The sequence below is a fragment of the Ornithinibacillus jepli genome (assembly GCF_047228935.1).
GTDB lineage: Bacteria > Bacillota > Bacilli > Bacillales > Amphibacillaceae > Ornithinibacillus.
Genome location: NZ_JBFEGG010000001.1, coordinates 471,396 through 485,967 on the forward strand (window position 1 = coordinate 471,396; position 14,572 = coordinate 485,967).

Consider the following 14,572-nt stretch of genomic DNA (forward strand, 5'->3'; position numbering starts at 1 on the left):
TATTAATGAGAAATTTAAAGGATTACATTTTAGAGTACAAACAAGGTAATTACATAGTCTTTAATGAATTAATCGGAACTACTAAGCAAGAAATATATAAGGATAATAAAAAAAACAGCGTTGATAGATTGCTATTTAACGATAAGGCATTAAATTCTATTTACTGGAGTCTGAATTGGAAATATTACAGTTTATCTTATGCTGATTTTGATAGTTATGTGAGTAATGCAATATTTAGTATTGACAAAAAGGATAACATAAAAAGTATCTTTGACAATGTGGATTTAGAGAAATCACCACAACAGATATTAAAATATATCGCTAAAAAGCTAGATGGCGAAATATACAATCAAGGATTAGCTGAAGGGAAAATTAAGATTAGGGGGGATGATGAAGAGAATCATAAAAAGAGTAATAAACCTATCTTTGAAAATGATGAATACGTAACAGAATTAAGCGATGACTTACTAGATACAGAGGTTTTAAGAAAATCAGACAAAGTAATGTTCGATGACTATATAAGTGTAGATGATAAACTAGCCCCTTATGAAGAATTTATAGAATATATAGGGGGAGACGTAAGGAATCTACTTAGTGACGAACAGAAAAAAGTATATAACTCACTACTAGATGTTTCTTTAACACAACAGGATATAGCGGACAAACTTGGAATAACTCAACAAGCAGTAAGTAGTTTTAAAAAGGCAATAGGAAAACGGATCAATAAAAAGTATTTCGAGTTTATGACATTAAAAAGAGTTGCATCTAACAGAAATACATATCGAACTATTAAAGGTTTTTTGCAGCAATATCAAACTATTATTACATATGATACTAGAAATTCTGATGACAATAATAATTCATTCGATTACTTTGGTTATATTATTCAATTTTTGGAATCTGTATATATTAAAAATGAAGAAACCCTATCATCAAAACAATTACATAGAAACAAAGCAGATTATACCTATACCATAATTGATGTTGTTACGGATTATATCAATAAGAATACATATAAGATTGTTGATGAATACATATTCAAAGGCGATACAAATTTAAAACTAACACAAAGGGGGAAGGACTCATTTTTACTTAACATAATTAAAGCATTTAATAAGTACTTAAAAGACGTTGAGAAGGCAGTACAAGGGTTAAGTGAAAAGGTTGCTAAAGAGGGAGATAGTCAAAAATATATTAATCTATTAGTTTAGTGTAAGAAAATTCCAAATTTTACTTGTTAATAAATTGATATATAGATATAGGGTGAAGTTTCAAATACTTTCACACCTAATTTAACTACTTGATTGATTTATTTTTTCTTCTTCCTTTTGGTTTAATTTTGTATACACGGCTAAGTAATTCTTGGTCGTATTTCATTGAAATTCTCCTATCCTTAGTGTGCAATTGGCACACACCCTCTTAGTGGTCGGTTACTACTAGGTAATCGGCTACTTTTATTTTGTATTTAGTTCAAAAATATGAATTGGAGAGGGTTGCTTTTTTTCATGTACGCTTTTAAGCGTTCATATATAAAAATAATTTAAAAAAGAGGGTGATTAAAAATGGCAGATCAAACTTTCACACAAGAGCAAGTAAATGAAGCAATTGCAAAGGCCAAACTCGATTGGGAAAAGGAACTTTTAAAGCCATTACAAGTTGAATTAGAGGACTTGAAGGGAAAAGTACCACCTGAGAAAACGGACGCTGAGAAAGCCTTAGAACAAGCTAAAAAAGAGTTGTTTCAAAAGCAAATATCAGTTGAACTAAAAGATGCTGGATTAAGTATGTATGAAGGGATTATTAATCCTACAGATGAAAAGAGCCTAAACGATACTATCAAGGCTTTAAATAAGGTACATACCGATTTGAAAATCCAAAACTCTTACACACCTACTGACAAGAAGAAAGGAACTGATTCATATGATGTTGCAAAACAAAACGGTGACACAAAAGGCATGGTTAAATCCATTTTTGGATTTAATAAATAAGATTACCTTGAAAGGGGGTGAAAATAGATAATGTTTAATACTCAAGACTTTTTACCTGGACAATCATTCGATATGAAAGATGTCTTAATCGAGGTAAACAAAAAACAGAATCCTTTTACAACTTTACTTTTAAGTAAGACTGTAAAAGCGAGTGCACCCCACGTACAGTGGATGCAAGAAGAAATTAACTCAGCAAGTGCCGTAACAATGGCTGAGGGTGGAGATGCTCCCGCACACGTTAAAGATAGCCTATATCCTATGGAAAACTGGTTAGAATTAATTGGTGCAACGGCATCAGTTACAAATACGGCACAAGCATCTAGTGCAATTGGTATTTCCGATTTACTATCACATGAGGTAGAGAAGAAAACAAAAGCCATTAAAGCACAGTTTGAAAACCGTTATATTCACGGTACTGGTGGCGGTTATGATGTCGCTACGAATACTTACAAGACAAACGGTATCCTTGAACAAATAGATGTCGGTAATAGAGTAACTGGTGCGTCTTTAACTCAAGATTTATTTGAGGAGACAATCGAGAAACTCTATAACGCTGGTGCTAGTGATAATATGATTTGCTTTGTTCCTGCGAGAATGAAAAAAATCATCAACTCTTTTGAGAGTGTAACTTACTTCGCTAGTGAAAAATTCTTAGGGTTTGATGCAGATATTTATACTACGGTATACGGAAATGTATCATTTGTACTTTGTGAAGGTCTGACAGATCAACTATTCGTAGTTAATCCAGATTACCTAGAATTAGCACAGTTGATTCCTTTCCATGCAGTAGTACAGTCTGTAAGCGGATCTAAAATGAGTGTTTACTTAGAAGAACAAGCAGGGGTTAAGTTGTTAAATGAAAAAGCTGCTGCAAGTTTTTCTATTGAAACTGTTTAAGTATTGGAATAAACGGAGTGTACATATCAGAATAACCCAATTTTTTTAAATGTGGACTCATCACCCACATAAAGCCTTGTTTGAAAATAGAATGCGTCTTTCATTGTATTTTGAGGTACATATAATAAGTAGTCGGTTGGTCTGGTCAACTAGCCGATTACTACATATTTTTTTATACAGATTCAAATTATTGAATAAAAGGAGGTTATATTAATGGAAATTAATGAAAGGGAATATTACAAGATTAAGAGACAACGTTTGAACTTAACTTTAAAAGAGGTTGCGGAGTTTGCGAAATGCGATGTTTCTTATCTATCAAAGTATGAACGTGGAAAATATCAGCCTAGTATTACAATTGTAGAGAGATATAAAGAATATATAGATAACCATTAGAATTAAGGGGAGAAGAAAAATAAATGGAAGAATTAAGAATTAACCCATTTGGATGGTGGGAATACAATAATGAACCAATTAACATAGATGAGGTTAAAAGGTTGTACCCTGAACAATATAAAGAACAGATTGAGGATTATATCAAACATAACCCAAAGGCCGATTTAAAAGGGATTTTAATCGATGAAGATTACATAGAGTATATGAATAACATTGATGATGTGGAATTGTTCAAACAGGAAACTAGAAATAATGTTGAGAATATCCATAAGCAACCAAAAAAGGAAATATTACCACCTGAATATTTTTTTAATCAAAATACAAAACGTTTTGTTCCTGCTAGATTAGGTAAGTACATCAATGAAAATATTTTTTGTTTTTATGATGGATATAAACTTTATCATTATAATGATGGCTTTTATGTTCCTAATGGTGAAGCAAAGATAAACAAGGTAATTCAAAATATACTCAAAGAAGAGACTAGCAGAAATAGAAAAGGTGAAGTAATAGATTGGATAAAGACTGAAAGAAACATAGCAAATACTAAAAAGATTGTAAATCCTGATGATGATCTTATAAACGTTAAAAATGGATTAATCAATATGAAAACTGGTGAATTATTACCTCATACACATAATAGATTATCAACTGTTCAATTGCCAGTAACGTATAATCCAGATGCCAATGATCCAATTATATATGATTTTATTAGGGGTGTAGTTCCTGCCGATACAGTTGATTTAGTATATGAAATGATAGGCTATACATTAACAATGAATACTAAAGGTCAAAAGGCTTTTATGTTTCATGGCTCTGGTGCTAATGGTAAGTCAGTAATGATTGATATGATTAGTAGTCTAGTAGGTCAGGAAAATATAAGTAATGTTTCATTACAAGATTTAGATGAAAATAGGTTTAAGGTTGCTCAATTAGAACATAAACTAATCAATACCTTTGATGATTTACCTAATAAAGCATTGAAACAAAATGGGAACTTTAAAGCAAGTGTAACCGGTGGAAGTATAGATGCTGAAAGGAAAGGAAAAGATCCTTTTACTTTTAGACCGTTTGCCAAACATATATATTCAGCTAATACTATTCCAAAGTCACACGACAATACAGATGCCTACTTTAGAAGATGGATCATTATACCTTTTCCTAATACATTCAAAGGAAAGGATAGGGATGTTCATTTAATTGATAAATTGACTACAGAAAGTGCCTTGTCAACATTACTCAATAAGGCATTAGAAGGATTACATAGACTGATAGATAATGGTTACAAATTTACTGAAAATGAATCGACTAAGGAAATGTTAAATCAATACATACAACAATCTGATAGTATTGTTTCATTTGTAGATGAATGTTGTGAAGTTGGTAATTCTATGGATTCTGGTAATGAATTTATGGTATCAACTAATCTTTTGTATCAAGAATATAAAGAATACTGTAACCGAAATAATTATTATACATATTCCAATAATGATTTTAATAGTCAAATTGAACATAAATTTAATGCAAGGAAAGAACGAAAAAGAATTAAAGGTAGTAGAAAACTAACTTGGGTAGGCATAGGTTTATTAGATGAAAATAATTAATTGGTACATACCTGGTACATGGTGGTACAGTCTTTGGTACATACTTTTTTAACTACCCTGTACCACTAAAATCCTTTCATATCAACGGTTTATGAGGGGTGGTACAGGCGGTACATACTATTTTTTACTTCTTAGTGTTAAAGAAATAATAATATATATTATATAGATATAAAAGAAAGTTTAAATCACCCTGTACCGACTGTACCGCTATCGCCAAAACATTATTAAATCAACGTTTGTGAGGTATAAAGTGGTACACGCTAACCCTATTTACTATGTACCTTACCCTGTACCACTATATTTCACCCTGTACCACTAAGAAAATTCTAAGGGAATGATAAATATTGACGTTAGATGAAATGCTTAAAAAAATAAATTGGAAAAAGGCAGAATACTTCAAGTGGAAATTTGATATTAGATATGATCAGAGATTACCTAAGAAAACAGAAGAAGAATTTTTAAACTCAGTTAATGCTAGAACAATGAATGCTTTTATTAATTGGGAGAAAGATCCAGAGTATAAGGCATTATTGCAATTATACTTGGATTATAAATCAACTCAGGATTTTGAGGAAATATATAATCTTGTTTCCGAAAAAGCTAAGAAAGACGGTAATGATAAAGATGTAAAATTGTTCTTGCAGCTAAAAAAAGAGATTAAAGATAATCAATCCATTGTAAAGGAAATATTCAAAGAAGAAGATAATGAAATAGATGATTTAAAAGTATGACACTTTCCATTTCGGGAGGTGCTTTTTTATGTCCAAGGAAGGTGATTGAGTGACAATTGAATTAACTAAAAAGCAGAAGTTAGATATTATAATGAACGACTTTGAAAAGTTTGCCTTAAATTTTATCAAGATCGTAAATACACAAAATGAAGTTGTAGCATTCAAATTAAATAAAGCACAGGAAGAATTATCCGACTTAATGAAGCGAAATCGCTATACTATTTCTAACAAGTCACGTAGAGCAGGTATAAGCACACTAATGCTTGCGAAGGCATTATATGAATCGGTAACTAAGCCCAATCAATCCATTTTAATTGCTTCTTATGAGGGTGATAGTGCCAAAGCGTTGTTTAATACTTTGAAGTTTATGAATGATAATCTTCCTCGTGATAAGTACCCTAATTTATTTCCTGGAACAAGAAGAGATAATAAAAATGAATTACTATTATGGAATGGTAGTAGGGTAGTTTGTGCTGTAGCAGGATATAAGGATATTGGTCGAGGAATGTCTTTAACTTGGGCACATTGTTCGGAGTTCGCCTTTTGGGGCAGCCAAGAGGAACAACTTTTATCAATTGAACAAGCATTAGTTGATAAAGGTAGTATATCTATTGAAACTACTTCAAACGGTGTAGGGAATTATTATTATACTTTATATCAAAAATCTAAAAGAGGTAACTCGAAATATAAGCCTTACTTTGTTCCTTGGTATCATCCATTCTATAAAGAGTCTAAAAAGAATGAATATGAGGAAGCTGAACAATGGTATAAGGCCAAATATGGGAAACGTTTAAGTAAAACAGATTTAGAAGGTGATGAAAAGCGACTATATGAACAAGGGGCAACCCTTAAACAACTAATGTGGAGACATTATAAAATGCAAGATATGGAAATTGAAGAATTTTATCAAGAGTACCCTAGTAATGATATGGAATCCTTTATTAGTACAAACAAGTCTGTATTTGACCAAAATAAGGTATTAGAACGTGTTAACTACATAACCCCTCCAATTGATAAGAAAGAGTTGTTAGACCTTCCTAAGAACCTACATAAGTACATAAATAAAGAGTTGCTTATATTCCATGAATACGATCCTAAAAAACGTTATTATGCCGGTGTAGATTCAGCACATGGTAACGGTCAAGGCGATTCTTCCACTATAACCATAATAGATGATGAGGGGATAGAAGTAGCAAGTTTCGGAAGTAACAAGCTACCAATTTATAAATTTGCTAAAGTTTGTAATGACTTACTAAGATATTATGGTGAAGCATTTACCGCTATAGAACGAAATAACGTTGGAATAGTACTTATTGAAAAATTACGTGATGAATATTTGTATATGAACTTGTACAAAGAAAAGTTATTTGATCAGAAGGGGAAGCGTAGACTACAACTAGGATTTACAACTACACAAACCACCAAACCTATATTAATTGAGAAATTTAAAGAGCAATTTGAATTAGGTTATATTTTATTGAATGACAAAGAAACACTTGAGCAAATGCAGATATATCAACTAAAGGATGGGAAGATGGGTAATAAAGGAACAGGCCACGATGACAAGGTAATTAGTGCTGCATTATCAGTTATAGCAAAATTAGAAAATAAATGGTACGTGTAAACTCCATAATCGATTGATTACTTCCTATATAATCTATATTATTTATAATAGGAGGGGATCGTTTATGGACATAAACCGAATTATTATTTATATTATTGGTTTTATATTTGTCTTTTCATCATTTCTACATTCATTTGACGTTTTTGTTATTGATCCAATACTAAGTTTTTGTTTTTCAGTATCAGCATTTTTCTTTACATATGCAGAAGTTACTAGATTTTTACTTTTTCCTTATAAAAACACTCAACGGAAAAAATTAAAAATAGTAATAGATATTATCGGTATTTCATTTTATGTAATAGCATTTTTTTCAATTATAATATTGCCGCATACTTCATTACTGCAAAATTTTGGGGTAAATAAGTTACAGGATTTGTCTAACCATTTAACATTGTTAGGTTTAGGAATAATTATAGTAATGCTAGCAAGTACAAACGCTAAGGATATGTTATATAAAAGATTATATGAAATAAATAGTGAACAAGAAGAACATATAAAATATCAAGAGAGAGTAGTTAATGATTTGATTAATGAACTTGATAGGTTGAAATCTAAGGAAAAACAGAATATCTGAGAATAACTATAACACTCTTATCAAAGGGTGTTTTTTTATTTTACGAAAGGAATTGATAGAGTGGATTTAGCACAGTACATAAATAATCGGTATGACGGTGATTTTAAAAAGTTTGTTACTGGGGAGGTTGGAAGTGTTTCTCAACAAAATCATATTAGGGAAATAGTAAACATAAAGGAATATTTAGGTAAAAACAGACACGCTATTAAACAAAGACCCGATGAAGTGTTTAATGGAGTTACAGTTAAAACGGAGAGAATAAGTTTACAGTATGCAAAACTGATTATAAAGTTTAGTGTCAATTTTCTTTTAGGTAAGCCAGTAAGTTTAAGCGGATCTGAAAATGTAATTGATGAACTAAACAAGGTGTATAAAAAAGGAAAATATAGAAAAGTAGACTACCGCATATTAAGTGATCTTGAACGATATGGTGAATCGTTTGAATATGTATTTATTCAAGATAATGTAATCAAAAGCCAAGTTATTGATCCTGCTGAAGCGTATCCTGTTTACGATGAAAATGGAGAAATGATAGCTTTTATTCAATACTTTCATGTTGACTATGTAGATTATTACGTAGTGTTTACGAATGATAAAGTTTATAAGTTTAATAATAGCCAGGGCGAAGATTTGCGATTGGTCGAAGAGAAGATTAATTTAACAGGTATGCCCATTCATTATAGGACTGAAAATGAAGTAGATTTTACACGTGGGTATGCTTTTATTAATGATATTATAGATATTTTAGATGGAATGGAAAGCCTTCTTTCAAAGAGTTTTGACGGCTATTATCGTCATATCATGGGAACACCTGTAGTAATTGGCCAATCATTAACTAATGCAGAGCTTCCAAAACATGGCAATGGTGTAGGTTATAGATTAGATGATGATGGAGACTTTAAGTATGTTGTCAATCCATTTGATCATAGTGCATTCAAGGAACTATATGGAACATTACGTAATGCCTTAATGGATATAAGTCAGATGCCAAATGTCGTATTAAATGGCAGCACTACTATCTCAAATGTTGGTGAAGTAGCAATAGAGAGTATCTTTGCACTTGCTAAGATTAAGGCTGATATGATGTCTAAATACTTAACAGATGGCTTTGAACAGAGATTAGAACGTATTAGAACATTACTAGCAATACAAGGCATAGAGTTAGATGACACAGAATTTAATAGTGTTAGCTTTGTATACAATGTATCAATGCCTAAATCCGATGAATCAATTATGAATGTCATTCAGAAGTTACGAGAATTAAATGCAATTAGTATTGAGGGAATACAAGATAATATTTCCTTTATTGATAAAGTCGCAGAACAAGAACGACTTGCAAAAGAACAAGGCAAAACAAAAGAGTAATATATTTGGGGGTATACTGTATATGGTATATTCCTTCCATTTATACTACTATATGTAGTGTGGTGTGCGTGCTGATTTAACCTGAAAGTGAATAGGAGTGATAAATAACAAACATTGATATGATGGGAAAGTTGGGGAATAAAAGTATATTGAAATTTTTTCGCTTGTTACAATAGGGTGACAATTATTCTCGATTACACAAGAACTAGACAGGCTATTGATATTTAGTTATTTCTGATAGTCAATGGTGTATTATGATCCAAACTATCAAATGTCTATATAACATATATAATAAGACATTTTTATGCAGGATTTTATACATAATTTATTGGTCATTTTCTATCAAATTAGGGTGTTATTGGTAAAATCTATAGTCTAATTGAGAATGTATGAAATTAAGGTCAAATATAAGGGGGATATACATTAATTTTAAGGGGGTGTAAACGTTGGTATATAAGGAAAATCGTTGATATTACAGCGTTTGTAAAATATTTACATTCCTATAATCTTGATTATGTTAAATACATAGATTTGTATAGATTATACATAATAAGAAGATTTCATTAAATAGTGCATGTATATAATTATAGAGCTAAAAACGTTAATAGGAGGCTTAGTTGGCTTTATATACCTAATATAACCCCCTATTAACCAGGGTTTGCCATTGCATATCAAATTATTATCGCCCAGAAAAAATATATCTACTTACTATTTTCTTTGGCAGCTATCTCTATTAAACGAACTAAATACATATCCATTATTTTATCATATACCATCTGATCTTCTTTTGTAGGAGGTCTTTTTTTTATTGTTGCTCGAATCGTATAGTGTTTTCTTCTAGCCATATTCTCTCACCACCCTTATTTACTTATTTTATACTATAAATATTGAAGATATAAGTAAAACTAGTAGAATATGCTGACAATATAGAATATTATGGTAGAATAATAGTTAAAAAGGAGGGATTAATATTGTCAAATGAAACTAAAAACCATGATGATTACCCAAAATCAAATGATGGATTACCGGAAAATAAGATTGCCTCAGCCCTATTCTATGTCGGTTGGATAATGATAGGTGCTGGTGTACTAGCGGGTCTCTTTTTGGGAATAGATGATTCTAGTTATATGACTGAATTTTTACCAGGTATCTTCTTCATCTGTGTGTTTTCGGGATTAATTTCTGGATTGACCTTTATCGGATTTGGTGAAGTCATTAAACAATTATTTCATCTTAATATTAGACTACATAGAAAAGGTTACAGCTTATTAGACAAATCAGAGTCTATTGAAAAAGAAAATGCTTCTTAACAAGAAGGATTTTCTTTTCTTATGTCGAATAAAGTAGACAAAGGGGATGAGATGATTGAAAAAAATAACTGTAATGAAAATATTCGCTCAAGAATGCGCTATTTTAGTTGATCAAGGTAAAAGTGTCGATGTTCAAGTAGTTAAAGATCGTATCGAAAAAGGCGACTTAATTAATTGGTTAAAAGATGAGTATATGGGTGAAAGTGCTTTATATATGGGAGTTAATTCATTTTCTGCTGAAGATATATCATATGTACATGAAGCGTATAATTCTATGTTGATGGGTTATTATGATGATGAGTTTAGAAAATGGGGGATAAAAAACAATGGCTTTAACCTACTAGTTAGTTGGGGTATCGAGATACTTAGAGATGTCAATGAGAATGACCAAGTTTAGTCTGACTAATTTTAATATTTATAAGAGTGGTGATTAATGTTGAAAAAGTCACTTATTAATAATCTTAGTAATTCTGAAAAAATGGCTGCGTCTGAATATCATATATTGATTCATCATATAGATGGAGAGGTTATTGAATTAACATGCGTAAATTACTCTTATTCAGATGTGTTTAAGTATATTCAGGAATATTACAGCGACAAAGATGATATTCCGGTGCGAAAAATCGAAATAAAAGTTGAAAGATAATTTAGCATCCAATGTGGGTGCTTTTTTTATTGCCAAAAATTAAAGGAGTGGATCAAATGAGTTTATGTATAGCAACGGTTACACCAAATGGCCTTTTAGTTTCTGTTGATGGTAGAGGGGTAGTACAAGATAAAGATAATCATGTTCACGTAATAACCGACAGTGCAAGAAAAATATATCAAATAGATAACGATATGCTTATTTTTGTAAGTGGCGAATATACGACAAATATTGAAGTTGTGAAAGAAATAATCAAAAGTGAAGATAAATCTTTAAGGAATATTGAAGCGATTTGTAGAAATAAATATCAACAATTTAGAAATCTCGACTTTGTGAAGAAGTGGGAAAATCAAATGCAAAATTTAGATTCTGAATTAGTTAAGGGGGCAATGCCTATTTGCTTAAATGTATTTCAATTTAATGGTATTGATTACACTAATACACGCTTTATCCCCCATAATAATTTTGATCCTGAAACAATGAAACTGACATTTGGAAAAATCGTGCTTAATGGTATTCATAATAATAAAGCTGCTAATCTTCTAAAACAAAAAAGGAATATTGTAAGAAGTTTAGAAAGTGAAATCAATAGATTTACTTCCGTATATCGAGAAATAGAGAAGAATCACAAAGAAGTTGGCGGTAATATTTATCATTACATAATGGGTAATGGGAAAATTGAGGAGGTTGCAATTAGTGAATAAATCTGGAGAACAGGTCGTACTTGACGAAAATGGAATTTTACAGAGTTGGCAAGAGGGGAAAAGTGATAATTTAGACGAATCCAACCCTTTAACGTTGTATGTCTATTTACCAGACAAGACTTTGAGTATTTATGAAGCTAATTTGAACTTTAGGTTACTTCCCTTCCGTTCATATTCTGGTACGACTGAATCTGGTGGAGGAAAAGTAATTACATCTGCCAGTGGCGGTGGTACTACCGCAACTAGTTCAAGTGGTGGTGGAACTAGCACATCGACTCAAAGTGGAGGCGGAACAACTCAATCAACTCCATCAGGAGGTAATCACCGCCATAGGTTATTTGTAGATAGTGGGTCGCAACCAACAACTTTACCAAAAAGAAGATACTTTGCTTACGCTCAAGAACAAAATTATTCACCGACAGTTCAGTTTGAATCTTCCGCAGAAGGTTCTATATATACATTTGATGCTGATGGGAATCACTCACATAATGTCTCAATTCCATCACATAGCCATTCTTTTAGTACACCAAACCACACTCATATTGTACAAATACCAAATCACATTCATAACATTAGTATTCCAGCTCATAGCCATGATATTGCACATGGAATATATACAAGTACAATAGCTACAGGTATAGGAGTAATAATAAATGGTATAAATCGGACTAGTCAATTAGGTGGAAAATTTAATACAAGTCAGGCTAACTTAGATATAGGAAATTACTTAGAAATTGGGAAGTGGAATGAGATTGAATTAACTTCCGATCGCCTGGGTAGGATTGATGGAAATATTTTTATAATGGCATTTTTATCAACATGATAATCCATAGTTAAAAATAATTATTAGGAGTGATTTGATTGACAGTATTAGAAGTATTAAAAATGGAATTAAAAGGATTGCGAGGCTATGAAGATAATGAGTTACTAGTCTATCTTGAAAATAATGATTTGGCTCACTCTGATAAATATAACAAGTCAATGCGTATTCAGATTTTGCGGACTGCGTTAGATGTATTAAGCTCGATGGCTAATAACCAGTCCTATTTTGCTAATAAGCAGCATGAGGACTTAAATATTTCCGATTTTGCAACCAACCTTCAGAATAGAATAGATCAACTTACTATACAAATTCGAAAGTTAAAAGCGGAACAATCTAATAGTTCTACATTTGTAATGTTTAGGGAGTAGTAAACTCTATAGTCCCTCTTATAATATTATGATAAAATATTCTATATTGTCTATAAAGGGGGATTATGATTGGCTAATGTAAACGGGAAAGATTTTACTGAAATCTTAAAACTTAGTCCTAAGTATTTGCTTGGTATAGTTATATTTTCTGGTGGTCTAAGTTTAATTGGAAATAGTGATTTAGCGAGTCCGCTAGGTATAGAAGAGTTATACAATAGTTATAATACTTGGATTACGATAATATTAATTATTTCATCTAGTCTTTTACTTGGACATCTTATATGGCATTTAGGCTTAATAATTAAGGGTAAATTTCAAGATAGGTCTTTAGACAAATTTAGAAAGAAAAGACTAAAAGATTTGACTCCTGAAGAGAAGGCTATACTAAGTTTTTATATTATTAAAAATACAAGAAGTCAAAAATTAAATTATACCAATGGTGCAGTGAGGGAATTAGAGTATTGGAAGATAATTTATAGAAGTTCTGAATTAGGGAATATGAGAAGTGGATTCTCATATAATATTCAACCCTGGGCTTGGGAGTATTTAAAAAAAAATCCACATTTAGTAGAAACACCAATTGATCATATATTATTATAAATGCTAACCATCCTGTTTATATATCGGGATGGTTTTTTATTTTTTCTGAAAGGATATGATAAGATGCTAGAAGGAGAGTTTACTAATTTAATTAATGAGTTTGGTGTAGATGTATACTTAAACTTAGAAACAGAAACACGTAAAGTAATCGTTACTTCATTAACAAAGACACCTGATCTTTATGACTTTGACGATAAAAAGATACATACTGACTTTCCCATTAAACGAGGAGATACAATTAAAATAGATGACACATTATTTATTGTGTTTTCAGATGTTCAGTTGAAACGTGGTTATGAATATCAATCAATAATTAGACCTGCTACAAATGTGATTCCAATCGTCATACAGGAAGAAGTTATGGAAATAGTTGATGTTGATCCCTTAGGCCGTCCAATTTATGAAGTTGTATCACCAGAAATTAGGGAAGACTTTCCATGTATAGTGTTCCAGGATAAAATTTCTATTGATGGATCACAAATAAGAGTAACTCAACAGGAGATACAAGTAGTAATGGGTGACAATGAATATACACAAGCAATTGTACAGAATGATGAGTTTACTTTTTTTGATAATTATTATAGGGTTATAGGTGTTGATATGTTTCAAAAGGGATTAAGAATATTTCAGATGGAACGCACGGCAGCCCCTGCCTAGTATTGGGAGGTTAAATATTAATGATAATCATATCAGAAGAAATGAAAGAAAAAATGAAGGAAGAGTTGAAAAAAATGCCACCAGAAATTATTGAAAAGTGGGCTAAATTAATACACAAATACTACTGACCACATTGACCACAATTTGACCACATAGAGTTTATTTGTTATGAGTTATTATGAGTTATTGTGGGTTGAAATTCCTATTAAATCAACGTTTTCAATGTTAGAATAGGAAAAATGACCCCCACGCTTTATTTTGACAGGGTGGAGGTCGTTGGTTCGAGCCCAA

17 protein-coding genes are annotated in these 14,572 nt (G+C 31.3%); 16 read left to right on the forward strand and 1 reads right to left on the reverse strand.

The features are described from left to right. Positions 1-5 precede the first annotated feature (5 nt). From AB1K81_RS02445 to AB1K81_RS02485, 9 genes are all read left to right on the forward strand, one after another. A complete protein-coding gene (locus AB1K81_RS02445; protein WP_412975061.1) occupies positions 6-1,211 on the forward strand; it encodes a hypothetical protein in 1,206 nt (401 codons plus the stop codon). 351 nt (positions 1,212-1,562) lie between these two features. Then, entirely contained in the window at positions 1,563-1,988 is a 426-nt protein-coding gene (locus AB1K81_RS02450; RefSeq protein ID WP_412975062.1) for a hypothetical protein, read from the forward strand. Positions 1,989-2,018: 30 nt separating this feature from the next. Continuing rightward, positions 2,019-2,885: an SU10 major capsid protein gene (locus AB1K81_RS02455; RefSeq protein WP_412975063.1), complete on the forward strand. Its 867-nt coding sequence runs from the start codon at positions 2,019-2,021 to the stop codon at positions 2,883-2,885. 213 nt (positions 2,886-3,098) lie between these two features. Next, positions 3,099-3,278, forward strand: a complete 180-nt coding sequence (locus AB1K81_RS02460) for a helix-turn-helix domain-containing protein (protein ID WP_412975064.1) — start codon at positions 3,099-3,101, stop codon at positions 3,276-3,278. Between the two features lie 23 nt (positions 3,279-3,301). Beyond that, complete coding sequence (locus AB1K81_RS02465; RefSeq protein ID WP_412975065.1) at positions 3,302-4,879, forward strand: DNA primase family protein; 1,578 nt, start codon at positions 3,302-3,304, stop codon at positions 4,877-4,879. A 344-nt stretch (positions 4,880-5,223) separates the two neighbouring features. Beyond that, complete coding sequence (locus tag AB1K81_RS02470) at positions 5,224-5,610, forward strand: hypothetical protein (protein WP_412975066.1); 387 nt, start codon at positions 5,224-5,226, stop codon at positions 5,608-5,610. Between the two features lie 49 nt (positions 5,611-5,659). After that, on the forward strand, positions 5,660-7,234 hold the full coding sequence (locus AB1K81_RS02475; protein ID WP_412975067.1) for a terminase large subunit: 1,575 nt from the start codon (positions 5,660-5,662) through the stop codon (positions 7,232-7,234). A gap of 64 nt (positions 7,235-7,298) precedes the next feature. Next, entirely contained in the window at positions 7,299-7,808 is a 510-nt protein-coding gene (locus tag AB1K81_RS02480; protein WP_412975068.1) for a hypothetical protein, read from the forward strand. A 60-nt stretch (positions 7,809-7,868) separates the two neighbouring features. Next, positions 7,869-9,173, forward strand: coding sequence for a phage portal protein (locus AB1K81_RS02485; RefSeq protein ID WP_412975069.1), 1,305 nt, complete (start codon positions 7,869-7,871; stop codon positions 9,171-9,173). Between the two features lie 701 nt (positions 9,174-9,874). On the opposite strand, the gene AB1K81_RS02490 is transcribed toward AB1K81_RS02485, so the two are convergent. Next, a complete protein-coding gene (locus tag AB1K81_RS02490; RefSeq protein ID WP_412975070.1) occupies positions 9,875-10,018 on the reverse strand; it encodes a hypothetical protein in 144 nt (47 codons plus the stop codon). 126 nt (positions 10,019-10,144) lie between these two features. Between AB1K81_RS02490 and AB1K81_RS02495 the strand changes: the two genes are divergently transcribed. The 7 genes from AB1K81_RS02495 (at position 10,145) to AB1K81_RS02525 (ending at position 14,281) form a co-directional block, all read left to right on the forward strand. After that, complete coding sequence (locus tag AB1K81_RS02495) at positions 10,145-10,483, forward strand: hypothetical protein (RefSeq protein ID WP_412975071.1); 339 nt, start codon at positions 10,145-10,147, stop codon at positions 10,481-10,483. A 55-nt stretch (positions 10,484-10,538) separates the two neighbouring features. Beyond that, a complete protein-coding gene (locus tag AB1K81_RS02500) occupies positions 10,539-10,880 on the forward strand; it encodes a hypothetical protein (RefSeq protein ID WP_412975072.1) in 342 nt (113 codons plus the stop codon). 278 nt (positions 10,881-11,158) lie between these two features. Beyond that, a complete protein-coding gene (locus AB1K81_RS02505; protein ID WP_412975073.1) occupies positions 11,159-11,833 on the forward strand; it encodes a hypothetical protein in 675 nt (224 codons plus the stop codon). Continuing rightward, positions 11,826-12,656, forward strand: a complete 831-nt coding sequence (locus AB1K81_RS02510) for a hypothetical protein (protein ID WP_412975074.1) — start codon at positions 11,826-11,828, stop codon at positions 12,654-12,656. The genes AB1K81_RS02505 and AB1K81_RS02510 overlap by 8 nt, the downstream gene beginning before the upstream one ends. Positions 12,657-12,694: 38 nt before the next feature. Continuing rightward, positions 12,695-13,024 (forward strand): hypothetical protein, encoded by a 330-nt coding sequence (locus AB1K81_RS02515; RefSeq protein WP_412975075.1) that lies wholly within the window; start codon positions 12,695-12,697, stop codon positions 13,022-13,024. A 69-nt stretch (positions 13,025-13,093) separates the two neighbouring features. Further along, positions 13,094-13,624, forward strand: a complete 531-nt coding sequence (locus tag AB1K81_RS02520) for a super-infection exclusion protein B (protein ID WP_412975076.1) — start codon at positions 13,094-13,096, stop codon at positions 13,622-13,624. A gap of 63 nt (positions 13,625-13,687) precedes the next feature. Then, positions 13,688-14,281: a hypothetical protein gene (locus AB1K81_RS02525; RefSeq protein ID WP_412975077.1), complete on the forward strand. Its 594-nt coding sequence runs from the start codon at positions 13,688-13,690 to the stop codon at positions 14,279-14,281. Positions 14,282-14,572: the final 291 nt, after the last annotated feature.